This window comes from Nocardia sp. NPDC006044 (assembly GCF_042871115.1).
Lineage (GTDB): Bacteria > Actinomycetota > Actinomycetes > Mycobacteriales > Mycobacteriaceae > Nocardia.
In genome coordinates, this window is record NZ_JBIAID010000003.1 from 1,385,659 (window position 1) to 1,409,949 (window position 24,291).

Annotated in this window: 26 protein-coding genes; 15 read left to right on the forward strand and 11 right to left on the reverse strand. The window is 69.0% G+C overall.

Features of this window, described 5'->3' with window-relative positions; all coding sequences use genetic code 11:
• Window positions 1-95 precede the first annotated feature (95 nt).
• The 7 genes from ACFYO1_RS30985 (at window position 96) to ACFYO1_RS31015 (ending at window position 6,747) form a co-directional block, all read left to right on the forward strand.
• Window positions 96-329, forward strand: a complete 234-nt coding sequence (locus ACFYO1_RS30985) for a WhiB family transcriptional regulator (RefSeq protein ID WP_029901515.1) — start codon at window positions 96-98, stop codon at window positions 327-329.
• A 178-nt stretch (window positions 330-507) separates the two neighbouring features.
• Window positions 508-987, forward strand: a complete 480-nt coding sequence (locus ACFYO1_RS30990) for a metallopeptidase family protein (protein WP_167768837.1) — start codon at window positions 508-510, stop codon at window positions 985-987.
• 242 nt (window positions 988-1,229) lie between these two features.
• Window positions 1,230-1,610, forward strand: a complete 381-nt coding sequence (locus tag ACFYO1_RS30995; protein ID WP_387238732.1) for a DUF3499 domain-containing protein — start codon at window positions 1,230-1,232, stop codon at window positions 1,608-1,610.
• Between the two features lie 52 nt (window positions 1,611-1,662).
• Entirely contained in the window at window positions 1,663-3,039 is a 1,377-nt protein-coding gene (locus ACFYO1_RS31000; protein ID WP_387238399.1) for a phosphomannomutase/phosphoglucomutase, read from the forward strand.
• Window positions 3,040-3,271: 232 nt separating this feature from the next.
• Window positions 3,272-4,474 carry a tobH protein gene (locus ACFYO1_RS31005; RefSeq protein WP_387238402.1) on the forward strand — a complete coding sequence of 401 codons (1,203 nt, stop codon included), beginning with the start codon at window positions 3,272-3,274 and terminating at the stop codon, window positions 4,472-4,474.
• The gene (gene manA / locus ACFYO1_RS31010) at window positions 4,474-5,691 is read left to right on the forward strand and encodes a mannose-6-phosphate isomerase, class I (RefSeq protein ID WP_387238405.1); all 1,218 of its coding nucleotides are present in this window, start codon (window positions 4,474-4,476) and stop codon (window positions 5,689-5,691) included. Before ACFYO1_RS31005 ends, manA begins: the two co-directional genes overlap by 1 nt.
• A gap of 111 nt (window positions 5,692-5,802) precedes the next feature.
• A complete protein-coding gene (locus ACFYO1_RS31015) occupies window positions 5,803-6,747 on the forward strand; it encodes a cation diffusion facilitator family transporter (protein ID WP_387238408.1) in 945 nt (314 codons plus the stop codon).
• On the opposite strand, the gene ACFYO1_RS31020 is transcribed toward ACFYO1_RS31015, so the two are convergent.
• Together ACFYO1_RS31020 and ACFYO1_RS31025 are read right to left on the reverse strand one after the other, a co-directional pair.
• The gene (locus ACFYO1_RS31020; protein WP_387238411.1) at window positions 6,744-8,198 is read right to left on the reverse strand and encodes a phytoene desaturase family protein; all 1,455 of its coding nucleotides are present in this window, start codon (window positions 8,196-8,198) and stop codon (window positions 6,744-6,746) included. The two genes, ACFYO1_RS31015 and ACFYO1_RS31020, sit on opposite strands and share 4 nt — an antisense overlap.
• A 64-nt stretch (window positions 8,199-8,262) precedes the next feature.
• Entirely contained in the window at window positions 8,263-8,853 is a 591-nt protein-coding gene (locus ACFYO1_RS31025; protein WP_387238414.1) for a TetR/AcrR family transcriptional regulator, read from the reverse strand.
• Between the two features lie 107 nt (window positions 8,854-8,960).
• Here ACFYO1_RS31025 and ACFYO1_RS31030 point away from each other — a divergent pair, with 107 nt between their 5' ends.
• A complete protein-coding gene (locus ACFYO1_RS31030; RefSeq protein ID WP_387238417.1) occupies window positions 8,961-9,377 on the forward strand; it encodes a DUF4267 domain-containing protein in 417 nt (138 codons plus the stop codon).
• Window positions 9,378-9,540: 163 nt separating this feature from the next.
• Window positions 9,541-9,756 carry a DUF4287 domain-containing protein gene (locus ACFYO1_RS31035; protein WP_387238420.1) on the forward strand — a complete coding sequence of 72 codons (216 nt, stop codon included), beginning with the start codon at window positions 9,541-9,543 and terminating at the stop codon, window positions 9,754-9,756.
• Window positions 9,757-9,814: 58 nt separating this feature from the next.
• Here ACFYO1_RS31035 and ACFYO1_RS31040 read toward each other — a convergent pair whose 3' ends face one another.
• On the reverse strand, window positions 9,815-11,182 hold the full coding sequence (locus ACFYO1_RS31040) for a cation:dicarboxylate symporter family transporter (protein ID WP_387238423.1): 1,368 nt from the start codon (window positions 11,180-11,182) through the stop codon (window positions 9,815-9,817).
• A 191-nt stretch (window positions 11,183-11,373) separates the two neighbouring features.
• Here ACFYO1_RS31040 and ACFYO1_RS31045 point away from each other — a divergent pair, with 191 nt between their 5' ends.
• On the forward strand, window positions 11,374-12,906 hold the full coding sequence (locus tag ACFYO1_RS31045; protein ID WP_387238735.1) for an ATP-binding protein: 1,533 nt from the start codon (window positions 11,374-11,376) through the stop codon (window positions 12,904-12,906).
• A complete protein-coding gene (locus ACFYO1_RS31050) occupies window positions 12,903-13,601 on the forward strand; it encodes a response regulator (protein WP_150402427.1) in 699 nt (232 codons plus the stop codon). Before ACFYO1_RS31045 ends, ACFYO1_RS31050 begins: the two co-directional genes overlap by 4 nt.
• A 58-nt stretch (window positions 13,602-13,659) precedes the next feature.
• Here the strand turns inward: ACFYO1_RS31050 and ACFYO1_RS31055 are convergent, their stop codons facing one another.
• The 4 genes from ACFYO1_RS31055 to rfbD all read right to left on the reverse strand — a co-directional run bounded on the left by ACFYO1_RS31055 (window position 13,660) and on the right by rfbD (window position 17,103).
• A complete protein-coding gene (locus ACFYO1_RS31055) occupies window positions 13,660-14,001 on the reverse strand; it encodes a hypothetical protein (RefSeq protein WP_387238426.1) in 342 nt (113 codons plus the stop codon).
• A gap of 126 nt (window positions 14,002-14,127) precedes the next feature.
• Window positions 14,128-15,207, reverse strand: a complete 1,080-nt coding sequence (locus ACFYO1_RS31060; protein ID WP_387238429.1) for a sugar phosphate nucleotidyltransferase — start codon at window positions 15,205-15,207, stop codon at window positions 14,128-14,130.
• Between the two features lie 109 nt (window positions 15,208-15,316).
• Complete coding sequence (locus ACFYO1_RS31065; protein WP_387238432.1) at window positions 15,317-16,225, reverse strand: glycosyltransferase family 2 protein; 909 nt, start codon at window positions 16,223-16,225, stop codon at window positions 15,317-15,319.
• A gap of 11 nt (window positions 16,226-16,236) precedes the next feature.
• Window positions 16,237-17,103 carry a dTDP-4-dehydrorhamnose reductase gene (gene rfbD / locus ACFYO1_RS31070; protein ID WP_387238435.1) on the reverse strand — a complete coding sequence of 289 codons (867 nt, stop codon included), beginning with the start codon at window positions 17,101-17,103 and terminating at the stop codon, window positions 16,237-16,239.
• Window positions 17,104-17,395: 292 nt separating this feature from the next.
• Between rfbD and ACFYO1_RS31075 the strand changes: the two genes are divergently transcribed.
• The 3 genes from ACFYO1_RS31075 (at window position 17,396) to ACFYO1_RS31085 (ending at window position 21,077) form a co-directional block, all read left to right on the forward strand.
• Window positions 17,396-18,820 carry an LCP family protein gene (locus tag ACFYO1_RS31075; RefSeq protein WP_387238738.1) on the forward strand — a complete coding sequence of 475 codons (1,425 nt, stop codon included), beginning with the start codon at window positions 17,396-17,398 and terminating at the stop codon, window positions 18,818-18,820.
• A gap of 3 nt (window positions 18,821-18,823) precedes the next feature.
• Window positions 18,824-19,546, forward strand: coding sequence for a TIGR03089 family protein (locus ACFYO1_RS31080; protein WP_387238438.1), 723 nt, complete (start codon window positions 18,824-18,826; stop codon window positions 19,544-19,546).
• 220 nt (window positions 19,547-19,766) lie between these two features.
• Window positions 19,767-21,077, forward strand: a complete 1,311-nt coding sequence (locus ACFYO1_RS31085) for a cytochrome P450 (protein WP_387238741.1) — start codon at window positions 19,767-19,769, stop codon at window positions 21,075-21,077.
• Here ACFYO1_RS31085 and ACFYO1_RS31090 read toward each other — a convergent pair.
• On the reverse strand, window positions 21,074-22,672 hold the full coding sequence (locus ACFYO1_RS31090; RefSeq protein WP_387238441.1) for a carboxylesterase/lipase family protein: 1,599 nt from the start codon (window positions 22,670-22,672) through the stop codon (window positions 21,074-21,076). The two genes, ACFYO1_RS31085 and ACFYO1_RS31090, sit on opposite strands and share 4 nt — an antisense overlap.
• A gap of 152 nt (window positions 22,673-22,824) precedes the next feature.
• On the opposite strand from ACFYO1_RS31090, the gene ACFYO1_RS31095 reads away from it, so the two are divergent.
• Window positions 22,825-23,049 (forward strand): zinc ribbon domain-containing protein, encoded by a 225-nt coding sequence (locus ACFYO1_RS31095; RefSeq protein WP_364722022.1) that lies wholly within the window; start codon window positions 22,825-22,827, stop codon window positions 23,047-23,049.
• A 37-nt stretch (window positions 23,050-23,086) separates the two neighbouring features.
• Here the strand turns inward: ACFYO1_RS31095 and ACFYO1_RS31100 are convergent, their stop codons facing one another.
• From ACFYO1_RS31100 to ACFYO1_RS31110, 3 genes are read right to left on the reverse strand one after another with little or no spacing between them, the layout of a single operon-like run.
• On the reverse strand, window positions 23,087-23,362 hold the full coding sequence (locus ACFYO1_RS31100; RefSeq protein WP_364722024.1) for a SelT/SelW/SelH family protein: 276 nt from the start codon (window positions 23,360-23,362) through the stop codon (window positions 23,087-23,089).
• Window positions 23,363-23,377: 15 nt separating this feature from the next.
• Window positions 23,378-23,767 (reverse strand): YchJ family protein, encoded by a 390-nt coding sequence (locus tag ACFYO1_RS31105; protein WP_387238446.1) that lies wholly within the window; start codon window positions 23,765-23,767, stop codon window positions 23,378-23,380.
• Window positions 23,768-23,823: 56 nt separating this feature from the next.
• Entirely contained in the window at window positions 23,824-24,288 is a 465-nt protein-coding gene (locus ACFYO1_RS31110; RefSeq protein ID WP_387238449.1) for a hypothetical protein, read from the reverse strand.
• Window positions 24,289-24,291 lie beyond the last annotated feature (3 nt).

The window sequence follows — 24,291 nt, forward strand, 5'->3', positions numbered from 1 at the left end:
GCGAGGGGGGTGACGAAGTCTTGACGCCTGGGCTCAGCACGGGTGACGAGAACTCGACGCCCCGGCTCAGCCTGGTCGTCACGGGCTTCGACGAGATGTTCGAATCCATCGAAGAGCAGTGGCAAGAGCGCGCCCTGTGCGCGCAGACCGATCCGGAGGCGTTCTTCCCAGAGAAGGGCGGCTCGACTCGCGAGGCGAAACGGATCTGCATGGGCTGCGAGGTTCGCGACGAGTGCCTGGAGTACGCACTCGCCCACGATGAGCGCTTCGGCATCTGGGGTGGCCTCTCCGAACGAGAGCGCCGCCGGCTCAAGCGCGGCATCGGCTAGCAGACTTGGGTTGACCCCCGAGTTACCCGCACCCGCGAGAAGTCGCCACGGCGACAACGATTCTCGCGAACACACGGGTAGCTCCGGGGGTACGCCCGGCCCCCTGTCCCGGGTCCGCCGACCGACTGGGGCAGCACTGGGTGCGCAGGCACCGGAGGGGCTGACTAGGTTTTAACCTATGGCACGTTCCCGTAATCGTCGTCCGCCGACCGCCCGGTCGGTGATCCGCCGTGGTCGCGGAGTGCGTGGGCCGATGTTGCCGCCCACGGTGCCTGCCTGGCGCACCAGAGGGCAGAAGTTCGACCGGCTGGTGCTGGAAGCGTTCGCACCGCTGGACACCCGCTGGCACGACCGCCTCACCAAGCTCGACATCGCGGTCGACGATGTGCCGAAAATCCGTCCGCTGCATCCCGATTCGGTCACCTGGCCGGACGAGGTGGTGGCCGACGGCCCGGTGCCGCTGTCCCGGCTGATCCCGGCCGGCGTGGACCGGCACGGCACCGCCACCCGCGCCCGGGTGGTGCTGTTCCGCAAGCCGCTGGAGCTGCGCGCCAGCGACCCCGACGACCTGGTCGACCTGCTGCGCGAGGTGCTGGTCCAGCAGATCGCCACCTATCTCGGCGTGGATCCGGACATCATCGACCCGGAACCCGAATAGAGATCACACCGAGCCACACGCACTTCGGTAACGAATGTTGTTGCGAGCAGCGATAACTGATTACCGACACCGAGTGCGCGGCCCGCAGACCGCACACTCACCCGACCTTCGGCCGAACGCCTGGCCGAGGCCCCTTCGCTCGCCCGCGACAGTCGCCGCGTGGCGGGAGTTTTTGCCCGAATCCTGAGCGTGTCTATCCACATCGGCACGCCAGGAGGGTTACTCTCATCGGCGTGATCCCCATGCGTCGTTGTTGCCGACCAGGTTGCAAGAATCCGGCCGTCGCGACGCTCACCTATGTGTACTCGGACTCGACCGCCGTGGTCGGACCCCTCGCGACCGTCGCCGAACCGCACTCCTGGGATCTCTGTGAAACGCACGGCTCGCGCATCACCGCCCCGAAGGGCTGGGAGATGGTTCGCCACGAGGGTGGATTCTCCTCCAGCACACCGGATGACGACGATCTGACCGCGCTGGCCGAGGCGGTCCGGGAGGCCGGGCTGCGCCGCCGCCCGCCGGAACAAGATCAACGCGGCTACCGCGACTACGCGCCGCCGCCGCAGCGCACCGCCCGCACCGGGCGCCGGGGACATCTGCGGGTACTCCCCGACCCGCCGTCCTGAACAAACCAGGACCGGGTCAAACCGTTGCCGCGCAACCATTAGGGTGGTGGGCATGACAGTCGCCCGCTCTGCCGAATTCGTAAACGCGGTGATCAAGGCTTACGACGTTCGCGGGGTGGTCGGTGAACAACTCGACGCCGAATTCGTCAGGGACATCGGCGCATCGTTCGCCCGGCTGATGCGCGCCGAGGGCGCCATGCGGGCCGTCATCGGACACGACATGCGCGAGTCCTCCCCCGAGCTGTCCGCCGCGTTCGCCGACGGCGTGCTGGCGCAGGGCCTCGACGTGGTGCACATCGGGCTCGCGTCCACCGATCAGCTGTACTTCGCCTCCGGCAGCCTGGACTGCCCCGGCGCCATGTTCACCGCGAGCCACAACCCGGCCCGCTACAACGGCATCAAGATGTGCCGCGCCAAAGCCATTCCGGTAGGCCAGGACACGGGCCTGGCGACGATCAAAAGCGAGATCGTCGAGGGCGTCCCCGGCTACGACGGGCCGCACGGCACCGCCTCCAGCGTCGATCTGCTCGCCGACTACGCGGCGTTCCTGCGCAACCTGGTCGACATCGCCGGGGTCCGCCCGCTGACCATCGCGGTGGACGCGGGCAACGGCATGGGCGGGCACACCGTGCCCGCCGTGTTCGACGCGTTGCCGCAGGTGACCATCGTGCCGCTGTACTTCGAGCTGGACGGCTCGTTCCCGAACCACGAGGCCAACCCGCTCGACCCGAAGAACCTGGTCGATCTGCAGGACCTGGTGGTCAAGTCCGGCGCCGATATCGGACTCGCGTTCGACGGCGACGCCGACCGCTGCTTCGTGGTGGACGAGAAGGGCGACCCGGTGTCCCCGTCGACCATCACCGCGCTGGTCGCCGAGCGGGAACTGGTCAAGGAGCCGGGCGCGGTCATCATCCACAACCTGATCACCTCGCACGCGGTGCCCGAGCTGGTCACCGCGCTCGGCGGCACCCCGGTACGCACCCGGGTCGGCCACTCGTTCATCAAGCAGCAGATGGCCTCCACCGGCGCGGTGTTCGGCGGCGAGCACTCCGCGCACTATTACTTCCGCGACTTCTGGGGCGCCGACTCCGGCATGCTCGCGGCGCTGCACGTGCTGGCCGCGCTCGGCGAGCAGGACCGGCCGGTGTCCGAGCTGATGGCGGCCTACGAAACATATGCGGCCTCCGGCGAGATCAACTCCACCGTGCCGGACGCGAAGGAGCGGACGATGGCTGTGGTGGAGGCCTTCGGGGATCGGACGATCTCGGTGGATAGGCTGGACGGCGTGACCGTCCAGCTGGCCGACGACGCCTGGTTCAACCTGCGCGCCTCGAATACCGAACCGCTGCTCCGGCTGAACGTCGAAGCCAGATCGCCGGAAGAAGTAGACGCACTCGTAACAGAGATTCTGAGCATCGTCCGCTCCTGACTGGGATAGTGGAATCACGAGGGATGGAATCACATGCTCAGGATTCGGCGGAGGGCTGGGAGGACGTAGTCGGCTCGGCCCGATGCGGAGATTCTGAGCATCGTCCGCTCCTGACTGGAATAGTGGAATCACAGGCCTTGGATTCGCCCGACTCGGACCCGGCATGGCAGCTGACTCGGGAACGAGCGAGGGCGGAAACGACTCAGCGCGATGAGGGGAGGTGGGACGCCCGATGATCGCTGGAACACCGGTTCTCGACCTCGACGATGCCGCTTCGCTGGAGGCGGCCGATACCGGCGGCGCCCTGCGCTCGGCCGCCTCGGGCGGCGCTCAGGTCCGTGCCACCGCGGCGGCCGTCGGTGAGGACGCGCTCGCGCGCCTGAACGGACTGCGACCGCGCAGTCTCGTACTCGTCTCCGGCTCCGGCCGCGCCGCGCGCGCCGCGAGCCTGCTGGTCGCCGCGCTCGGCGACCGGGCCGGCCTGCCGGTCGTGCCCGTCTCCGCCTTGCCGCCCTGGGTCGGCCCGCTCGACGTCGTCCTGGTCGCCGGTGACGATGCCGGCGATCCGCGCCTGACCGACGCGGTGGACCGGGCGCTGCGCCGCGGCGCCGAGGTCGTCGTCGCGGCACCCATCGAGGGACCGATGCGCGCCGTCGCGGCCGGGCGGGCGGCCGTGCTGGCCCCGCGGGTTCAGGTGCTCGATCACAACCGGCTGCTGCGCTTCCTGGCCGCGGGCATCGCCGTGCTGCGGGCGATCGACCCGTCCCGCAGCGGCACCCTGGTGCCCGACCTCACCGACCTGGCCGACCTGCTCGACGCCGAGGCGTTGCGCGCCGGTCCGACCAACGAGGTCTTCCGCAATCCGGCCAAGACCCTCGCCTCCCGCATGCATCAGCGCGGGGTCGTGCTGGCCGGCGACTCCCCCGCCGCGGCCGAGCTGGCCGAGCACGGCGCCGAGGTGCTGTTGCAGTCGGCCGGGCGGGTCGCCACCGCGGTGGATCTCGCCGAGGCGGTCGCCGCCAGATCTCGAATGGTCGAGGCCGCAGGCGAATCCGCGCCCGGCTTCGATCCGATGTTCCACGACGAAGAGCTCGACGGGCCGGTGCAGGTGGAACGCATCCGGGTGTTCGTGCTCAGCGCCGACGCCGACCAGTCGGTCGCGCGCCGCCGGATCGCCGTGTTCGGCGGCACCGGGTCCAGCCTGGTCGACGCCGACCTGGTGAACGCCGAACTCGACCTGCTGCACACCGGGCTGATCGATCCGTCCGTACCCGCCCCGCCGCAGCCCGAGGAACCGGTTCCCGGTTCCGGCGGTGAACTCGAACAGCTCGCCGTGCTCGCGGTGCGACTGGAAATGGCCGCCGCCTACCTACGGCTGATCGGAACCCGCGGCACCGCGACCGACAGCCAAGGGCAGTTCGGGGGAAGCTACTAGTGCACGAACTCGTTGGTGCGCTGCGTTCGTATGCCTGGGGCTCGCGCACCGCGCTCGCTCAGCTGTGCGGCAGGCCCGTCCCGTCCGCCCATCCGGAGGCCGAACTGTGGTTCGGCGCGCATCCCGCCGATCCCGCGCACGTGCTGATCGACGGCGACTCGCGCTCGCTGCTCGATTTCGTCGCCGACGACCCGCAGCGCGAATTGGGCCCGGCCGCCGGGGAATTCGGCGGCAAGCTGCCGTTCCTGCTGAAGATCCTGGCCGCCGAGGAGCCGCTGTCGCTGCAGGCGCATCCGAGTTCCGCGCAGGCGCGGGCCGGCTTCGACGGGGAGAACCGCGCCAAGGTCCCGCTGGACTCGCCGATGCGCAACTACCGCGACGACAACCACAAGCCGGAGCTGGTGGTGGCGCTGGATCGGTTCGAGGCGCTGGCCGGCTTCCGCGACCCGCACCGCACCGTCGAACTGCTGCGCGCGTTGCAGGTGGACGGGCTCGCGTCGTTCGCCGACCTGCTTGCCGCACAACCGGATTCCGACGGCCTGCGCACCCTGTTCACCACCTGGATCACGCTGCCCCAGCCGGTGCTCGCCACGCTGCTGCCGGAGGTGCTCGACGGCTGCGTGCGGTACCTGTCCGGAAAAGGCAAGCGCGAGTTCACCCCCGAGGCACGCACCACGCTCGAACTCGCCGAGGCCTACCCCGGCGACGCCGGCGTGCTCGCCGCGCTGCTGCTGAACCGGCTGACCCTGGAACCGGGCCAGGGCCTGTTCCTCGCGGCCGGCAACCTGCACGCCTACCTGCGCGGACTCGGCGTGGAGATCATGGCCAACTCGGACAACGTGCTGCGCGGCGGCCTCACCCCCAAACACGTCGACGTGCCGGAACTGCTGCGGGTGCTCGACTTCGAGCCGATCAACCTGCCCGTCGTGCTGCCCGAACCGGCCGGCGACGGCTCGGTCCGCTACCGCACCCCCGCACCGGAATTCGAACTGCGCCGCTTCGACCTCACCGAGGGCTCGGCCCAGGTGCCGCTCACCGCCGCGGGTCCAGGCATCGTGCTGTGCACGTCGGGATCGGTGCGGCTCTCGCAGGGCGAGTCCGAACTGACCCTGGAACGCGGTGCCGCGGCGTGGATCTCGGCCGCCGACAGCGACATTCGCGCCCGCGCGCTGGACGGCCCGGCTCAGCTGTTCTGCGCCTGCGTCGGAAAGGTCTGATTCCGGCGCACGGTCGCGGATCGCGATGATCGGCCGGGCATCGGGTACTTCGCACACCGGCACACGCTAAGTTAGCCAAGATCGGGCAATTCGGAGAGAGGACGTCCAGGCATGTCGGCTGGTGGTGGCAAGAAGGCGATTCTCGCCGCGTTGTCGGCGAACGCGGGGATCGCCGTGGCGAAGTTCGCCGGTGCGCTGATCACCGGTTCCGGGTCGATGCTCGCCGAGGCGGTGCACTCGGTCGCCGACACCGGCAACCAGGCGCTGCTGCTGCTCGGCCAGCGCCGCGCGGCGCAGGAGGCCGACGCGCTGCACCCGTTCGGCTACGCGCGCAATCGCTACTTCTACTCGTTCATCGTGGCGCTGGTGCTGTTCACCCTGGGCTCCGGATACGCGCTCTACGAGGGCGTGCACAAGATCCAGCATCCCGAGGAGCTGAGTTCGCCGATCGTGGCGATCGTCATCCTGCTCATCGCGATCGCGCTGGAGTCCTACAGCTTCATGACCGCCATGCGGGAATCCGCGCCGCTCAAGGGCGACGCGAGCTGGTGGCGGTTCATCCGTAACTCGCGCAGCCCGGAACTGCCGGTGGTGCTGCTCGAGGACACCGGCGCGCTGATCGGCCTGGTGTTCGCGTTCGCCGGTGTCGGGCTGACCATGCTCACCGGCGACGCGGTGTGGGACGGTGTCGGCACCATGGCCATCGGCGTCCTGCTCGGCATCATCGCCATCGTGCTGATCATCGAGATGCAGAGCCTGCTCATCGGCGAGGGCGCGACCCCGGCCGAGGATCGGCTCATCCGGGAGAACCTGGTCGACGGCGATCGGATCGATCGGGTGATCCACCTGAAGACCCAATACCTCGGTCCCGAAGAGCTTTTGGTGGCGGCCAAGATCGGCGCGGTGCCCGGGCTCGACGTCGCTCAGCTCGCCACGGCCATCGACGACGCGGAGGCGCGCGTGCGCGCCGCGGTGCCCGCGGCGCGGGTCATGTACCTCGAACCGGATCTCTACCGGACCGAGGTCGCCACCGCACCGGATCCGTCCAGCCGCTAGCGCTTCCGGAGCAACTCCAGCGGGTCGGTGCCGATGCCGAAGCGCCGGCGCAGCACGTGCCGGGCGGCGTGCAGGCCGGACATGCCGTGCACGCCGGGGCCGGGCGGAGTGGACGAGGAGCACAGGTACACGCCGGGAAGCGGTGTGGCGTAAGGGTTCCAGCGGGCGGTCGGACGGAAGGCGAACTGGCGCAGGGTCATCGCGCCGGCCGAGATGTCGCCGCCGATGTAATTGGCATTGTGCGACGGCATTTCGGCCGCGGTGTAGACGTGCTTGGCCAGGATGAGGTCGCGGAAGCCCGGTGCGAACCGTTCGACCTGGGTGATGACCGCCTCGCTGACATCGCGGGTGGAGCCGTTCGGCACGTGCGCGTACGTGTAGAAGGTGTGCTTGCCCTCGGGCGCCCTGGTCGGGTCGACGACACCGGGCTGGATGGACAGCACATAGGGCCGTTGCGCGTGCTGCCCCGCGGCGACCGCGCGTTCGGCGGTCATCGCCTCGGCACGGGTGCCGATCAGATGCAGGGTTCCGGCCCGGTCCAGCCCCTCGGCCTGCCACGGCACCGGACCGTCCAGCGCGAAGTCGACCTTGCACGCCGCGCCGCCGTAGCGGAAACCCCTGAGCCGCTCCGCGTATCGATCCGGGAGCCGATGGCCGGCGATGCGCAGCAGTTCCGCGGGCGCGAGATCGAGCACGACCGCGCGGGCGTCGTCGAACTGCCCGAGTGAATCGACGCGGTGGCCGGTGTGCACCCGGCCGCCGAGGCGTTCGAGTTCGGCGATGAGCGCGTTCGGGATCGCCTGACTGCCGCCCTTGGGAATCACCCAACCACCGGCGTGCGCCAACGTGGCGAGCAGCAGGCCCGCACCCGCGGCCGGGATGCGCCGCGGCGGGGTGATCGCGTGGGTGGCCACACCGGTCAGCAGCGCGGGCGCGGCATCGCCGTGAAACCTGGTGTTCCACAACGGCGATCCCTGCTCCAGGGTCCGCAGCCCGAACCGCACCGCGGTGACCAGGTCCTTGGGCGGGCGGCGCAGATCCGACATCGCGAGATCGACGACCGCCTCCCAGTGCGGCACCAGCGGTCCGAACAGCGAACGCCACGCGGCGCCGTCGCGACCGAGGCCCGCGACCGTTCGCTCCAGATCGTGCCAGGCCACGCCGGCCGTGCCGCCGTCCATCGGATGCGCGTAGGAGGCCTCGGGCGTGAGCAGCTCGACGCCGTGCGCCGCCAGATCGAACGCGCGAAAGAACGGGGACGCCAGCGCCATCGGATGCGCGCCGGCACACACGTCGTGCTGAAATCCGGGCAGCGTCAATTCCGCCGTGCGCGACCCACCTCCCGCACCGAACTCGGCCTCGTACACCTCCACCGAGAGTCCGGCCTTGGCCAGGATCACCGCGGCGGCCAGACCATTCGGCCCGGAACCGACGACCACAACATCAGGCATGTCCCCACGCTACCGATCCGGCTTCGGCCGCAACCGAAATGCGCGTCCGATCACAGCGGCCGCGCTACGCGGAGTCCGCGCCGACCGCGGCGAGCCATTCGGCGACGAGGATCTCCAGGCGCCGCTCGCGCAGATCCGGCCGGAGCCGGCCGCCGCGGTCGAGGGTCGCCAGGCCGTGCATGGCGCTCCAGGCCACCTCGGTGCGGGCCCCGAGGTCCGCCTCGTCGACGAACGGGCGGAACAGAGCCTCCAGTTCGGCGAAGGCGTCGATCAACGGCTGCGGCGCGTCCAGGCCGAAGACGAGGTCGACGTTCATCACGAACATCGCCTCGTAGCGGGCCGGGTTGGCGGCGGCGAAATCGAGGTAGGCGCGGGTGACGCGATACAGGGCGTCGGCCGGACCGGTCGCCTCCGCATGGGCTCGGCGCATCACGGCGGTCAAGTCGGTGATGCCTTGCAGGGCCACCGCCGTCACGATGGCCGATTTGCCCTCGAAGTGGCTGTACAACACCGGCTGGCTGTACTCGATGCGCTCGGCCAGCTTGCGCACGGTGACCGCCTCCCAGCCCTGCGCCTCCGCCAGTTCCCGCGCGGTGTCGATGATCTGCTGGTGGCGTTCGGCGCGTTCGCGCTCCTTGCGGGTCTGGGGGCTCATGACCGAAATACTAGCAGTGCTAGACAAGCTATCGAAGCTCCGTTATGGTTGCTCGTGAACCTAGCGACGCTAGAAAACAAGGCAAGACCGCACCAAGGAGCAGCATCATGACCACCTCACGCATCGCCACCGCCCTCTCCCTCGCCGGCGCGGCATTCATCCTCTACATCGGCATCAGCTACCTGTTCACCCCCGACACCATCGCGCCCGGCTTCGGCCTGCCCGCGTGGCCGGACGGTGACGCCGCCGCGTTCATGAACCTGAAGGGCGTGCGCGACACCGTCTTCGGCGTGCTGATCCTAGTCCTGCTCGCCGCGAAGCAGCGCTACGCGCTCGGCATCGCCACCCTCGTCATCGCCCTGGTCCCGGTCGGCGACATGCTCACCGTGCTCAGCTGGAGCGGCTCCACCGCCGCCGCCTTCGGCATCCACGGCCTCACCGCCGGCCTGGTCTTCCTCACCGGCGCGCTGCTGCTGCTGCGCGAACACCAGGTGGCAGCCAAGCCCGCTCCGGTCCACGCCTGATCCCCGATCCCCCGTCCGGTACCGGCATCCCGCCGGTACCGGACATTCCTGTTTCCGAACCCGTTCCCCCAGAAGCCATCCCGTGACCCGCAACACACCGCGATGAATTTCCCGCCACACCCCCGTCAACACCATCGAACGCACGACGACCCAGGAGACCACCATGCCGACCAAGCCCCACGGCCCCGCGTCCTACTTCCCGTCTATCGAGGCCAAATACGGCCGCCCCATCGATGACTGGAAGTCCGCGATGCGCGACTCCGGCCTGACCTCCCACAAAGCCCTCGTCGAATGGCTCAAAACCGAACACAACCTCGGCCACGGCCACGCCACCGCCCTCACCCAACACCACCTCAACCCCGAAAAGTGGGCATCCTGACCCCGGGCATGGCGAAGGGCCCGCAGATCCTGCGGGCCCTTCGTGTTTCACCGAGCAGTTAGGCCGAGACCAGGTCCTTGGTGTCGGGGTTCTGCTGCGGGGGCGCGCCGTGGTCGTTATCGACCATGGTTTGTTCGTCGAAGGGGAGTTTGCGGTCGAGGACCTCTCGGGTGCGGTCGGTATCGATGGTCTTGGTCCAGGTGCCGATGAGCACGGTGGCGACGGCATTGCCGGAGAAGTTGGTGAGCGCGCGGGCCTCGGACATGAAGCGGTCGATACCGACGATCAGGCCGACGCCGTCGAGCAATTCGGGGCGATGGCTCTCCAGGCCGCCGGCCAGCGTGGCCAGCCCGGCGCCGGTGACCCCGGCCGCGCCCTTGGACGCCACGATCATGAACAGCAGCAGGCCGATCTGCTCGCCGATGTTGAGCGGTTTGCCCATCGCGTCCGCGATGAACAAAGACGCCATTGTCAGGTAAATTGCAGTGCCGTCCAGATTGAACGAATAACCGGTCGGCACAACCACACCTACGGTCGTCCGCTCGACGCCCATGTGCTCCATCTTCGCGATCAACCGAGGCAACGCCGACTCGGACGACGAGGTCGCGAGGATCAGCAGATATTCGCGGGCCAGGTAGCGGACCAGTTTCAGCACCGACACCCGAGCAACGAGCCACATCATCACCCCGAGCACGCCGAACACGAAGATCAAGCAAGTCAGGTAGAACGCGATCATCAACGTTGCCAGTTTCAGCACGGCGTCCAGACCACTCTTACCGACCAGATTGGCGATCGCGCCGAACGCACCGATCGGCGCCAGCCACAGAATCATCACCAGCACGCGGAACACGAGCTTTTGCAGCAACGCGACGCCACGAATGATCGGCTCGCCGGATTTGCCCATGGCCTGTACCGCGAACCCGACCAGCAGCGCGATGAACAGCGCCTGCAACGTGCTGCCCGACGTCAACGAGGACAGCATGGTCGTCGGGACGATGCTGTTGAAGAAGTCCCAGGTGCCGCCCGCATTGTGCGCTGCCTTCGTGAGCGGCTCGACTGCCTTGGCATTCGCGCCGACATTCAACCCGGTGCCTGGCGAGATCACATTGCCGACCACCAGGCCGATGATGAGCGCAACCGTCGACATCACCATGAAGTACGCAATGGTCAACCCACCGACCTTGCCCACGGTGGCCGCCGACCGGATCGAACCGATGCCGAGCACGATGGTGCAGAAGATGACCGGCGCGATCATCATCTTGATCAGGTTGACGAAGATGGTGCCGAGCGGAGCGACCGATACCCCGAACCCCGGCGCGAGCCAGCCCACCAGAATCCCCGCGATGACCGCGACGATCACCGCCAGATACAGCCAGTGGGTGCGGTCACGCTTGCGTGCGGGTGCTTCGGGTGTTGCTTCGCTCATGCGAGTTGATGTCCTCCGAGGTGGTGCCGACGTGAGGTGCCTCACGCCCTCCAGGCAGAATGATGGCGTTCCGGGTGACGCCGGTCACGGTTTGGTGCATTACGTTCAGCGGAGGAAGGCAGCCAGTGAGACGCGGTCGGCTATCCCTGGCCGGTCAGGCCTTCGCGCTACAGCTGATCGTGTTGACCCTGATGATCGCTGTCGGCGCGGTCCTCGCGGTGCTCGACGCGCGCCATCACAGCGACGTGACGACCACCCGGGAAGTGCGAGATGTCGCGGTGAGCGTCGCTGAGGCGCGCTCCACGCTGAGCGCCGTCTACACCACCGATCCCACGGCCCTGCTGCAACCGGTGACCGAGCGCATCCGCGAGGCGACCGGCATGGACTTCATCGTCGTCATGGCGCCGGACCGCACCCGATACACGCACACCAACCCGGACATGATCGGCAAGCCGTTCAGCGGCAACATCGACCGCGCGCTGGCCGGGGAGACGTTCACCGAGACCTTCACCGGCACGCTCGGCCCGTCCATCCGCGCGGTGACGCCGGTCTACGACGGCGGGCGGGTGGTCGCGCTGGTGTCCGCCGGGGTGACCCGCGCCAAGATCGGCGACCAGGTCGCGACTCAGCTGCCGTTGATCCTCGGTGTCGCCGCGGCGGGTCTGGTGGTCTCGGGCAGCGGGTCGTTCCTGCTGAGTCGCCGGCTGCGCAGGCAGACGCACGGGCTCGCGCCGGACGAGTTGCGCGTCATGTACGAACAGCACGACGCGGTGCTGCACTCGATCCACGAGGGACTCGTGGTGTTCAACATGGCCGGCGAGCGCGCCGAGGTGGTCAACGACGAGGCGCGCAGGCTGCTCGAACTGCCCGACGGCGAGGTGCGCCGCGGCGACCTGCCGACCTCCATGCAGCAGATGAGCTGGGGCGTGGTCCGCGACGAGATGCACGTGACCGGCGACCGGATCCTGCTGATCAATCAGGACATCGTCACCTGGGAGGGACGGCCGATCGGCACCGTCATGACCATCCGCGACCACACCGAATTGCGCGCGGTGATGGGCGAACTCGACTCGGTGCGCAGTTTCGCCGAGTCGCTGCACGCGCAGGCGCACGAATCGGCCAACCGGCTGCACACCGTGGTCACCATGGTCGAATTGGGCCGCTACCAAGCGGCAGTGGACTTCGCCACCTCCGAACTCCAACTCTCCCAGGCCCTTATCGATAGGCTGCTGGACGCGGTCGGGTCGCCCGCGCTGGCCGCGCTGCTGCTCGGCAAGGTGAATCAGGCGGCCGAACGCAGTATCGAGTTGACCATCACCGAGGAGACCGCGCTGGACTCCATCGAGCCGCTGTCTCCGCAGGAGACGGTCACGCTGGTCGGCAACCTGATCGACAATGCCATCGACGCCGCCGCGGAAAGCCCGTCGGGCTGGGTGGAGGTGACCGTGCGGCACGCCGATCAGGTGACCGGGGAGGCCGCCGAAGCTGGTTCGCCGGAACACCATTCGGCGTTGTACGTGCGCGTCGCGGACAGCGGTCCCGGCATGTCGGAGGAGACCTTCGCGCGGGCGTCGCAGCGCGGTTATTCGACCAAGGCCGACCATCACGGCCTCGGCTTGGCACTGGTCCACCGCCTGGTGGCCCGGCACGGGGGGACCATTCGTACCGAACTAGATCCGGAAAGCGCGGTAACCGTGACGATTCCGCGAAAGGACGCACAGTGATCCGAGTGCTGATCGTCGAGGACGAGCCGCTCATCGCCGAGGCACACCGCGCCTATGTGGACCGCATCGAGGGCTTCACGCCCGTCGGGGTGGCGCACACCGGTCGCGAGGCAATGCGCGCGGCCGCCGACGCCGCGGCCGAGAATACGCCGATCGACCTGGTGCTCATGGATATCGGACTACCCGATGCGAGCGGCCTCGATGTCGCCGCGGCGCTGACCGGGCTCGCTCCCCGGCCAGATGTCATCGCCATCACTTCGGCCCGCGACCTCGCCATGGTGCGGACCGCGGTCTCGCACGGCGTTGTCCTCTATCTCTTGAAGCCGTTCACCTTCGCCGCGTTCCGGGACAAGCTCGACCGCTATCGCGAGTTCCGCACCGCCCTGCCCGCAGGCGAAACGGCGGTCTCCCAGCACGACATCGATCGCGCGCTCAGCGCGCTGCGCACCCCCGACCAGCGCGCCACCACCCCCAAAGGCGTTGCGCCGCAAACCCTGGACGAGATCTCCCGCACCGTCCGGGCCGCACCGGAAGGCATCACGGCCGCGGACACCGCGACCACCATCGGTGTTTCCCGGATCACGGCCTGGCGCTACCTGGAGAAGCTGGCCGACGACGGATTGGTCACCCGCCGTTCGGATTACGGCCGCGCGGGCCGCCCCAAGACCCGCTACGTCTGGAAAACCAAGGCGTGACCGGAGTCTTCGCGCAGACCGGGCGAAAGCGAGCCTGCGCGAAGACCTTTCGATCGAGCTAGGCGGGCAGGTGGCCGTAGCCGAAGATGTTGATGAAGTAGTTGCCCGGAATCAATTGATTCATCGCATGCCACTGCCCCGACGGATCACGCTGGTAGTAGCTGACCCCGAAACCCGCGTCGTAGCACACGATGTCGCCGGTGCCGAACGGACTCCAGTAGGTGCTCGCGTCCGGGCGACCGAATTCGAACGGCCCCTTGAACAGGTGGCTGCACGGGGTGATGCTCGGCTCGTAGACCGACGGCGCGGCCGCGACGCTCGGCGCGAAACCGACCGCACCGAGGCCGACCGCTCCGGCGAATACCGCCGCGACCAGTACCCGCGGGAAAGACTTCCGCATAAAGGTTCTCCTCGACCATTTCCAGTTGGCAACAGTGAGCACACGTAGCGATCCCGCGACAGAGCCCCGGGACCCTGCGCAGCACCCTGCCAGAAGGACCGCTACGCCGACACTGTTTTCCGGCCGTCAGACGTCGGTGGAGAACCTGATTCCGCCATCCGGGATCTCCACCCCGGGCCAGACGCGTGCGCCGCGTAGTAGTTCGCAGCGGGCACCGACCTGCGCACCGTCACCGATGACGCCGTCGCGCACCAGGGCCCGCGGCCCGATCCGCGCGCCGAACCCGACGATCGAGCGCTCGACGGTGGCACCGGCTTCGATCACCGCACCGTCGAAGATCACCGCGCCGTCCAGCCGGGCGCCCGCGCCGACCTCGGCGCCGCGGCCGATCACCGTGCCGCCGATCAGCAGCGCACCCGGCGCGACACCCGCACCGGGATGCACCAGCGATTCGCCGCGCTGTCCGGGCAGCGCCGGGGAGGGCGCGATGCCGCGCACCAGGTCGGCGGACCCGCGCACGAAGTCCTCGGGTGTGCCCATGTCCCGCCAGTAGGACGAGTCGACGTGCCCCTGCACCCGGGCGCCTTCGGCGAGCAGCGTGGGGAACACCTCGCGTTCCACCGAGACCGGACGCCCGGACGGGATCTTCTCGATGTATTCGCGCCGGAAGACGTAGCAGCCCGCGTTGATCTGATCGGTCGGCGGATCCTGCGTCTTCTCCAGGAACGCGGTGACCCGGCCGTTCTCGTCGGTCGGCACGCAGCCGAAGGCGCGCGGATCGCTCACCCGGACCAGGTGCAAGGTCACGTCGGCGTTGGTCGACTCGTGCGTATCGAGGATCGCGCCGAGGTCGGTGCCGCCGAGCACGTCGCCGTTGAACACCATCACGGTGTCGGCGCGCAGCTTGGGCAGCACGTTGCGGATGCCGCCGCCGGTGCCGAGCGGCTCGGTCTCGGTCACGTACTCCAGTTCCAGGCCCAGCTCGGACCCGTCACCGAAGTGCTCCTCGAACACCTCCGCCTTGAACGAGGTGCCCAGCACGACGTGCGTGATCCCGGCGTCGGCGATGCGGGCCAGCAGGTGCGTGAGGAACGGCAGCCCGGCCGTCGGCAGCATCGGCTTGGGTGCCGAAAGGGTCAGCGGACGCAGTCGTGTGCCCTGCCCACCCACCAGGATCACGGCGTCGGTGCCTGCATTTCCTGCCATTCAAGGTCCCCTGTTCACAGTGGATCGAATTGTCGCTCGCGCGCCGAACGGCACGCGGCCCGCGCCGGTACCCGCCGGGCCCGAATGCGGGCCCGTTGCCCATTGTCGCTCAGCCGCGTGCCTGATGACCCGCTTCTTGCGCCTGTTGGCGCAGCGCAGATCGAACCGCAATCCGGGAGCGCACCGCAAGTCCGGCCCGCAGCGCCAGCCGCAACGGCAGCTGCCACCAGTGCGGATGCCGGTCGGCCTGGAATCGGTAGGCGCTCGCGTGGTGCGCGGGCAGCATCACCTCGGGGTGCCGGCCGGCCGCGTGCCCCTTGGCGTGGGTGACCTCCGACGACGGCACGAACACGTTGTGCCAGCCTGCCTTACCCATCCGGTCGCCGAAGTCGACGTCCTCCATGTACATGAAGTAGCGCGAATCGAAGCCGTCGATCGAGTCGAACGCCGCGCGCCGCACCAGCAGGCAGGAACCGGACAGCCAGCCGACCACCCGCTCGGAGATCTGCTCGTTCTCCTGGCGGTAGCGGCGGGTCCAGGGGTTCGTCTTCCACACCGAGCCGAGGATCGCGTGACCCGCGCCGTCGAGCAGGCCGGGCACCCGACGGGCCGAAGGGTAGACGCTGCCGTCCGGTTCCAGCACCAGCGGGCCGAGCGCCCCGGCCCGCGGCCAGCGCTTCGCGGCCTCGAGCAGCCGATCGATGGAATCGGTGCCCCAGCGGATGTCCGGATTGGCGATCACCACGAACTCGATGTCCGGGTCGATCTCGGCGACCGCCCGGTTGATCGCGCCGCCGTAGCCGATATTGCCGCCGGTGCGCAGCAGCCGCACGTGCGAATTCGCCTCGGCGATCAGCTCCGGCACCCCGTCGGTCGACCCGTTGTCGGCGAGAATCACCTGCGGTTTCTCGGTGGTGGCGTCAGCCAGCGTGGTGATGAAGTGCTCGAGGTGCTCGCCCGGTGAATAGGTCACCGTGACGACGGCCAGGCCCGCGGAAGCCGAATCGGAATCGCTCACGGCCGCACAGCCTAGTCGGACAACCGCGCCAGCGCGTCCCCCAGTGCCACCTGCCATTGCCGCAGCGGAGTCAACCCCGCGTCATCCCAGGCACGGTGCGACAACACCGAATATGCCGGTCGCCGTGCGGGTCTCGGAAATGCGGACGAGTCACACGGCCGCACCCGCTCCGGGTCGGCGCCGGCTCCTTCGAATACCGCGCGCGCGAATTCGAACCAGGTGGCCTGTCCGGCGTTCGTCGCGTGCAGCAGTCGCGGAGCATCCGGACGACCCGCGAGTTCGAGCAGGGCGGCCGCGAGGTCCGCCGCATAGGTGGGGGCGCCGAGCTGGTCATCGACCACGTTCACGGTGTCGCGTTCCCGCTCCAGCCGCAGCATGGTGGCGACGAAATCGCTTCCGCGCCCGGCATATACCCATGCGGTGCGCACCACGTGCGACTGCGGCGCGAGCTTCAGCACGGCCTGCTCGCCGGCCAGCTTGGACTGCCCGTAGACGCTGACCGGACCGGTCGGGTCGCCGGTCTCGTACGGGCGATCGTGCACGCCCGCGAACACATAGTCGGTGGACAGATGAATAAGCCTGGCCCCCACCCGGGCACACGCCGCGGCCAGCACGGCGGGTCCGGTCTCGTTGCCGGCGAAGGCCGCGGCCACCTCGGACTCGGCCAGGTCGACCGCGGTGAAGGCGGCGCAGTTGATCACCACCGCGCCCGGTTCGATCGCCGCGGCCACCGCGTCCGCGTCGGTGATATCGAGGTCGCGGCGGCCGAACCCGCGGGCCCGCGGAGCGAGGCGGAGCAATTCCTGCCCGAGCTGACCGCCCGCACCGGTCACGAGCAGACGCGCGGGGTGGGCGGCCGACGTTGTCGAAGCTGTCACAGGGTCGAGTCTGGCACGCCGCCACACCTGCGATTTGCGGGTGGCCGGGCCGCGATTCGTTAGCCTTCAGTCAGTGGCTCTCGCCCGGCGCCCGCCGCTGCGCGGGGTTTGCCGAATCGGTGCGGGGATATGAGAAAGGTGGGGTGGTCACTCAGACCGTGCTGTCGAAAGAGGCCCCGAGCTTGTCGAAAGGATGTCGAGTTGTCGAGAGGACACAAAGTAGCTGCGGCGCAGGAGGTTCCGGGTGACCCGGCCGCGCCGCGCTGAATCGCTGCTACCAGCAGGGGGTCCGGTGCGCGGATTCGCCGCGATCCTCGCCGTCGTGGTGCTCGTCATCACCGGCTTCGCCTGGCACAGCGTCGACAGCCTGATCTCCAATATCGAACGCATCGGCGGCCTCGGCCTCGGCGGCGGCCGCGACGGCGCGGTGGACATCCTGCTGGTCGGCGTCGACAGCCGCACCGACGCGCACGGCAACCCGCTTTCCGACCGGGAACGCGCGCTGTTGCACGCGGGCGACGAGGTCGGCACCAACACCGACACCATCGTGCTGATCCGGGTGCCGAACGACGGCCGTTCCGCGACCGCGATCTCCATCCCCCGCGACTCCTACGTCGACATTCCCGACCTGGGCAAGGGCAAGATCAACTCGGCGTACGGCGCGACCAAGGAGACCCAGCGGCTGAAGCTGATCAATCAGGGCGTGCCGGAGGCCGACGCGGACAAGCAATCCACCCAGGCGGGTCGCCAGGCGCTGATCAAGTCGGTGGGCAACCTGACCGGCATCAGCGTCGACCATTACGCCGAGGTGAGCCTGCTCGGCTTCGTGCTGCTCACCGACGCGGTGGGCGGGGTCGAGGTGTGCCTGAACAACGCGGTGGACGAGTGGATGTCCGGCGCCGACTTCCCGGCCGGCCGCCAGCGCCTCGACGGTCCGTCCGCCTTGAGCTTCGTGCGCCAGCGCCACAATCTGCCGCGCGGTGATCTCGATCGCATCGTGCGCCAGCAGGTGTTCATGGCCCAGCTGGTCGGACAGGTGCTCAACGCGAAGACGCTCAGCAACCCGGGGCGGATGAAGCAGCTCAGCGACGCGGTCGGACGCACGGTGGTGCTCGACGACGACTGGGACGTGCTCGCGTTTCTGCAACAGCTGCAAGACCTTTCGGGCGGCCAGGTGAAGTTCGAGACCATCCCGGTCACCGACCTGAACTACATGACCACCAGCGGCGAATCGGTGGTGCGGGTCGATCCCAAGGCGGTGAAGGACTACGTCGGCTCGCTGGTCGGCGGGAAGGCCGCCGAATCGGACGAACCGGCGCTGGATCCGGCCACGGTGACCGTCAGCGTGTACAACGCCAGCGGGGTCGGCGGGCTGGCCGGTCAGGTCGCGCAGGCGTTGAGCGGCAAGGGTTTCCGCGAGGGCGTGGTCGGCAATTACACCGGCGGCAGCGTCACCGGCAGCCGGGTGCTCGCGGCGAACACCGCCGACGCCAAAGCCAAGGCGGTGGCCAAGGCGCTCGGCGGGCTGCCGGTGCTGGCGGATACGACGCTGTCGCCGGATTCGGTGAGCGTGGTGCTGGCGAGCGACTATTCTGGTCCGGGCTCGTCGGCCGGGGGGATGTTCGACTTCTCCGGAACGTCGAGCGCGACCGCGACACCAGTCCCGCCCGCCCCACCGATCGACGCAGGCCAGAACGGACCGAAATGCGTGAACTAGACCATGCGTGACCTCGACCAGGCGCTCACCCTCACCGAGCAGGTGCTCGATCCGATTCTCGCGCGCGAGCCGGCGAATCCGCGCGTCACCTATTACGACGACGCCACCGGCGCCCGGATCGAGCTGTCCGGGCTGACCCTGGCCAACTGGGCGGCCAAGACCGCCAACCTGATCCGCGACGAGTTCGGCCTCAGCCCCGGCGCCCGGATCGCGGTGCTGCTGCCCGCGCACTGGCAGACCGCCGCGGTGCTGCTCGGCTGCTGGTGGGCGGGCACCGAGGTGGTGCTGCGCCCCGACCAGGACGCCGAACTCGCCCTGGTGACCCCCGACCGGATCGACGACGCCGACGGCATCGCCGAGGTCGCGGCGCTGTCCCTGGACGCGATGGGCGCACCGGTGCGTGACCTGCCGGTCGGCGTGTCCGACTTCGCCACCTCCGTGCGCGTGCACGGCGATCAGTTCCTGCCCGGCGGCGCGGGCGCGGCGCTGGACGGCATGCCGGTCGCGGAGGTGTTCGCCGAGGCGAAGAAATCCGCCATGCGGCAAGGGTTTTCCGAGAGCGACCGGGTGCTGTCGAGCACCCCGTGGGACACCCCCGCCGAACTGATCGACGGCTTCGTCGCGATCCTCGCCGCCGGCGCCTCCCTGGTCCAGGTCGTCAACCCCGACCCGGCCCAGCGCGAGCGCCGCATCGAAACCGAGCGCGTCACCGCACAGCGCTCCTGACGCATACCCGCTGATTTCCCGCAGACCTGTTCGCCGGCGATTCGGTCTGCGGGAAATCGAGGCGTGTGCGGCAATCTCGTCCGCCGTCGTCGCGGGGGGCAGTAGGTTTGAGTGGGGTTGTCCTACCACGGTATAGGCGGAAGTCCGACTAGGGGACGTTCCACATTTTGGCCGGATTCCGTACGGTTGCCATATCGCACAACGACGGAGTTGGTGAATGATGATGCCGCAGTATTGGTTCCGCTGGTTGTCCGTTCAAGGCGTGCCCCGGCTCGTGCTGCGCCTGCAGGCGCGCCGCGGTGAGCCGTTCGCCGAACTGATGGGCGGGCCCACCGGACTCGCCGATCCCTATCCGCTCATCGAACGGCTACGCGGCGAGGGCAGGCTGATCCGCACCTCCATCGCGTGGGCCACCTTCGACCACGAACTGTGCCGATCCATCCTGCGCGACAACCGATTCGGCGTGCACAGCACCGACGGCTTCGCGGTCCCGGAGGCGATCCGGCAGCTCACCAAGAAGTACTTCCCGCTGCCGCCGAACCCGGTCGAACCGCCGTCGATGCTGGTGATCGACCCGCCGAAGCACACAAGGATGCGCAAGCCGGTCGCCGCCGCGTTCACCCCGCGCGCCATCGCCAGGCTGCGCGACCGGGTCGAAACGGTCACCGCCGAACTCCTCGACGCGCTGCCTTCCGGCGGCTCGGCCGATCTGATCAGCGCCTTCGCCGCGCAGGTCCCGATCGCGATCATCTCCGAGATGCTCGGCTTCCCGGACGAGGAGAAGCAGCGGTTCCTGAACTGGGGCGACCAGGTGACCCCGCTGCTCGATGTCGGCATCTCCTGGCGCACCCACCGGCGCGCGCTGAGGGCCATGGAGGTGATGAACGACTACTTCGACGAGCACATCGCGCGCCTGCGCCGCTCCCCCGGCGACGACATCTTCAGCGCCCTGGTCACCGCGGGCGAGCTGAGCATGTTCGAGCTCAAGGCCTCCGCGAGCCTGCTGATGGGCGCGGGCTTCGAGACCACGGTGAACCTGATCGGCAACGGTGTGGTGCAGCTGATCGACCACCCCGAACAGCTCGCGCGGCTGCGCGCCGAACCCGAGCTCTGGCCCAACGCCGTCGAGGAGATCCTGCGGTTCGACTCGCCGGTGCAGACGACCGCGCGAAGCGTGCTGTGCGACCTGGAGATCGACGGTGTCGAACTGCGTGCGGGCGACACGGTGGTGCTGTCGCTGGCCGGCGCCAACCGCGACCCCGCGGTGTTCCCCGAACCGGACCGTTTCGATGTGGGGCGTGCGAATGCCAAGGAGCACCTGTCCTTCAGCAACGGCATCCACGTCTGCCTCGGCGCCAGCCTGGCGCGGATGGAGGGCGTCTACGCGTTGCAGTCGCTGTTCGACCGCTTCCCCGACCTGCAACTCGACGGCACGCCGGAGCGCCGGAAGTTGTTCACGCTGCACGGATACGAGCGGCTGCCGGTCCAGCTCGGCCGCCGCGCGCTCGCTCCCGAACCGACGACCGTCTAACTGAAGCCGACGGCCTGCTCACCCCAGGCGGTGTGCAGGTCGGCGTCGGGGTCGTCGACGACCCGGTCGGCGGTGTCGATCAGCAAGGTCGTCCGGGTCGACGGACGGTACGGCGGCCAATGTTTCGAGCCGTCGAGCGCGGCGGGCACGCCGTGGGTGGCAAAAGCCAACCAGCGCCGCATCATTCGGCCCGACACCTCCATCGCCACCTTGCGCCCGCCGAGCCAGAACGTCGGATCGTGGTTGAACGAGCCGAAATTGCCGAACACATAAGGCAATTCGGTGGCATGCCCGGCCCCGACCCGGGCCGCCCGCAGCATCGGCGTCGCGTGGTCGAAGCGATACTTCCAGGTCGGCGAGTGCTGTGCGTGCGCGTCGGCCACCCAGTGCGCGGGCATCCGGAACGCGGCGTCACCGGACATCGCCAGCGCGCCCCTGGTCTTGTCCAGATCCGGGTAGGCGGAGGTGATTTCGGCGATCCGCTCGTGCGACAGCTCCGGGTGACTGGCCGCCACATCGTTGAGCATCGCGTTCACCGCGTCCGGCGTCACCGGCATGATCGGCGAGCGGAACACCCGGAACAGCGACGCCTCGTCCTTGTTCGCGCCGATCATCAGCGGCACCCGATGCGAGCGCCCGTGCTGGAACCGCTCGATCGGATAGGTCGGCAGCAGGTCCCCGTCCACCACCGGCGCGGCCGCCAGCCGCCCCGGCTCCTTCAACGGGATCTCGTCCAACAGGATGCCCGCGACCTCGACGATCTTCTCGATCGGCCAGTCCAGCAGTTCGACGGCCCGTTCCGGCGACAGTTCCAGCAGCTCGAGGAAGCGGCGGGCGACCGAGGCGGCCCGCTCCTGACCGAACACCGTGGTGGCCGGCGGGCTCTGCGCGATGGCCTTGTGGAACAGCCCGGCCGCGCGCGGCGAGGTCATCAGCGCGGTCACGCAACCCGCGCCGGAGGATTCGCCGAACAGGGTGACATTGCCGGGGTCGCCACCGAACGCGGCGATGTTGTCGCGCACCCATTCCAGCGCGGCGATCTGGTCGTGCAGCCCGAGATTCGGGGTGAACGGCCCGGGCAGCGAGGACAGATCCAGGAAACCGAACGCGCCGAGGCGATAGTTCACCGTGACCACGACGACGTCACCGGACTCGGCCAGCTTGCGGCCGTCGTAGATGCCCTGCGCCGCGGTGCCGAGGCAGTAGGCGCCGCCATGCAACCAGACCATGACCGGGCGCGGCTCACCGGTTTCGAAGGTGTGCACCATGTCGCCGACGTCGCGCCGGGGCGACCAGACGTTCAACCACAGGCAGTCTTCGCCCATCCGCAGATCGGAGTCGACGGGCACCATGTTGCCCATGGTCTGCGGTGCGATGTCGCCGAAGACGGCGCAATCTCTGGTTCCGGTCCATTCGGGCGCGGGCAACGGCGGCAGGAAGCGGTTTCCCCCACTCGGCGCCGCCGCATAGGGAATGCTGCGCCATACTGCGACCGGGCCATCCCAGCGACCGCGGACATCGCCCGAGGTAGTGGTGGCTATCGGCGCGGCGCCGACCACATCCCAACCCGGTTCGGCTTCGAACTGAGCGCTCATGGCTTCGCACCTCCTGCCAGGGACCCATCGGTGTGCTGCCGGTTTGCTCCAGCGGGCCCCGCACCTCGTGATCTCTTCATCGAGAGTACGTCCACGCTGACCACCTGGGAACGCGACGCACCATTATGAGACCTTGGCGGTACGCTTGACCGATGCCGAGTTACAGCTATCGGTGCCGCAGTTGCGGGGACACTTTCGAGATGAACCGCCCGATGGCGGAGTCGTCGGATCCGGCGTCCTGCCCGAGCGGCCATGCCGACACAGTCAAGCTGCTGACCACGTTTGCCACGGTCAGCCGGGGTAGCGCGGCACCGGCTCCGAGTCCGGCGGCCCGTCCCGCCGGTGGCGGCTGCTGTGGCGGAGGTTGCTGCAGCTAGGCAAGGCCCTGCCGCGGCCGCGGGTGCGCCGGGCGGTTCAGTCGCGCCGATCGGCGTGGCCGAGATCACGGTCCGGCGCGACCCGATCGCGCACCCGTTGTTTCAGCACCGCGATATCGGGAAAACCGCCGTCCGCCTTGCGTTCCCACACCTGCTCGCCGTCCACGGTGATCCGGAAAACGCCGCCCGTGCCCGGAATCAGCGCCACCTCACCGAGTTCGGTGGCGAAGGTGCTCAGCAGTTCCTGCGCCATCCAGCTCGCACGCAGCAACCAGCGGCACTGCGTGCAGTACTCGATCGCGACACGGGACATAGTGGCCGAGGGTACTCAGGCTTCGACTTCGCCGTCGAGGTAGACCCAGGCCCCGTCGGCGCGCAGGAACCGGCTGACCTCGTGCAGCGAACCGCGGGCGCCGTCGGCCCGGTAGTGCGCGACGAACTCGACCAGGCCGGTCTCGTCGAACAGTCCGCCGTCCGCGGTGCGCAGGATCTCCAGGAACAACCACCGCTGACCCGGGTCGAGTTCCAGCGTCGCCGGCCTGGTCCGCGGATGCCACGATCCACGGAGATAGTCGGTGTCCCCGACCGCGAAAGCCGTGTAGCGCGAACGCATCAACGCCTCGGCGGTCGCCGCCGCCCGCTTTCCGCTCAGCACCGGCCCGCAGCAATCGTCGAAGGCCTCGCCCCGGCCACACGGACACATCCGCGTCCCACTCATACGTCGATTGTTGCGCGCCGCTCGCAACAAAGATCACGCCGGGTCGCTCGAGCGGTTCAGCGGGCTTCGACGGCCGCCAGCGCACCGGCGATCGCGACCGTCTGTTCACGCCAGCGTCGCAGGTCGGTGACGCTCGGCGCGAGTTCGTAGTCGTGGTGATGCGCGGCCCGGGACAACGCGGCCCACAGCGCGGCGACCTGCGCCGCCACGTCGGGTCCGGCGAAGGTGCGCAGCGCGATCAGCTGGGCGCGCATCGGGCAGCGCATCAGCGCGGGCGCCAGCCGGGCCCACAGCTCATCGACCGACTGCTCCAAGGCAATTCGCAGGATCCACGCGGTGGCGCGGGACCACAGTCCGCCCGCGTCGGTCACCGAGCCGGCCAGCAGGCGATCGACCGTGTCGAGCCGCTCGGACACCGACGGCCGCGGCCGCTTCGGGCCCTTTCCCGGTCCGCGCTTCGACCGCTGCCCGCCACCGTTGCCACCGTTCGGACCGCGCCGCGGCCCGCGTCGCTCGCTCATGGG

Coding starts and splice junctions, on each gene's coding strand:
- ACFYO1_RS31025 (WP_387238414.1), bottom strand. CDS start 8,853: ATGAGCCCCCAGACCCGCAAGGAGCGCGAACGCGCCGAACGCCACCAG.
- ACFYO1_RS31035 (WP_387238420.1), top strand. CDS start 9,541: ATGCCGACCAAGCCCCACGGCCCCGCGTCCTACTTCCCGTCTATCGAG.
- ACFYO1_RS31110 (WP_387238449.1), bottom strand. CDS start 24,288: ATGAGCGAGCGACGCGGGCCGCGGCGCGGTCCGAACGGTGGCAACGGT.
- ACFYO1_RS31060 (WP_387238429.1), bottom strand. CDS start 15,207: ATGGCAGGAAATGCAGGCACCGACGCCGTGATCCTGGTGGGTGGGCAG.
- ACFYO1_RS31000 (WP_387238399.1), top strand. CDS start 1,663: ATGACAGTCGCCCGCTCTGCCGAATTCGTAAACGCGGTGATCAAGGCT.
- ACFYO1_RS30995 (WP_387238732.1), top strand. CDS start 1,230: ATGCGTCGTTGTTGCCGACCAGGTTGCAAGAATCCGGCCGTCGCGACG.
- ACFYO1_RS31105 (WP_387238446.1), bottom strand. CDS start 23,767: ATGAGTGGGACGCGGATGTGTCCGTGTGGCCGGGGCGAGGCCTTCGAC.
- ACFYO1_RS30985 (WP_029901515.1), top strand. CDS start 96: ATGTTCGAATCCATCGAAGAGCAGTGGCAAGAGCGCGCCCTGTGCGCG.
- ACFYO1_RS31040 (WP_387238423.1), bottom strand. CDS start 11,182: ATGAGCGAAGCAACACCCGAAGCACCCGCACGCAAGCGTGACCGCACC.
- ACFYO1_RS31005 (WP_387238402.1), top strand. CDS start 3,272: ATGATCGCTGGAACACCGGTTCTCGACCTCGACGATGCCGCTTCGCTG.
- ACFYO1_RS31095 (WP_364722022.1), top strand. CDS start 22,825: ATGCCGAGTTACAGCTATCGGTGCCGCAGTTGCGGGGACACTTTCGAG.
- ACFYO1_RS31055 (WP_387238426.1), bottom strand. CDS start 14,001: ATGCGGAAGTCTTTCCCGCGGGTACTGGTCGCGGCGGTATTCGCCGGA.
- ACFYO1_RS31020 (WP_387238411.1), bottom strand. CDS start 8,198: ATGCCTGATGTTGTGGTCGTCGGTTCCGGGCCGAATGGTCTGGCCGCC.
- ACFYO1_RS31085 (WP_387238741.1), top strand. CDS start 19,767: ATGATGCCGCAGTATTGGTTCCGCTGGTTGTCCGTTCAAGGCGTGCCC.
- ACFYO1_RS31100 (WP_364722024.1), bottom strand. CDS start 23,362: ATGTCCCGTGTCGCGATCGAGTACTGCACGCAGTGCCGCTGGTTGCTG.
- ACFYO1_RS31030 (WP_387238417.1), top strand. CDS start 8,961: ATGACCACCTCACGCATCGCCACCGCCCTCTCCCTCGCCGGCGCGGCA.
- ACFYO1_RS31015 (WP_387238408.1), top strand. CDS start 5,803: ATGTCGGCTGGTGGTGGCAAGAAGGCGATTCTCGCCGCGTTGTCGGCG.
- ACFYO1_RS31080 (WP_387238438.1), top strand. CDS start 18,824: ATGCGTGACCTCGACCAGGCGCTCACCCTCACCGAGCAGGTGCTCGAT.
- ACFYO1_RS31090 (WP_387238441.1), bottom strand. CDS start 22,672: ATGAGCGCTCAGTTCGAAGCCGAACCGGGTTGGGATGTGGTCGGCGCC.
- ACFYO1_RS31045 (WP_387238735.1), top strand. CDS start 11,374: ATGATCGCTGTCGGCGCGGTCCTCGCGGTGCTCGACGCGCGCCATCAC.
- ACFYO1_RS30990 (WP_167768837.1), top strand. CDS start 508: ATGGCACGTTCCCGTAATCGTCGTCCGCCGACCGCCCGGTCGGTGATC.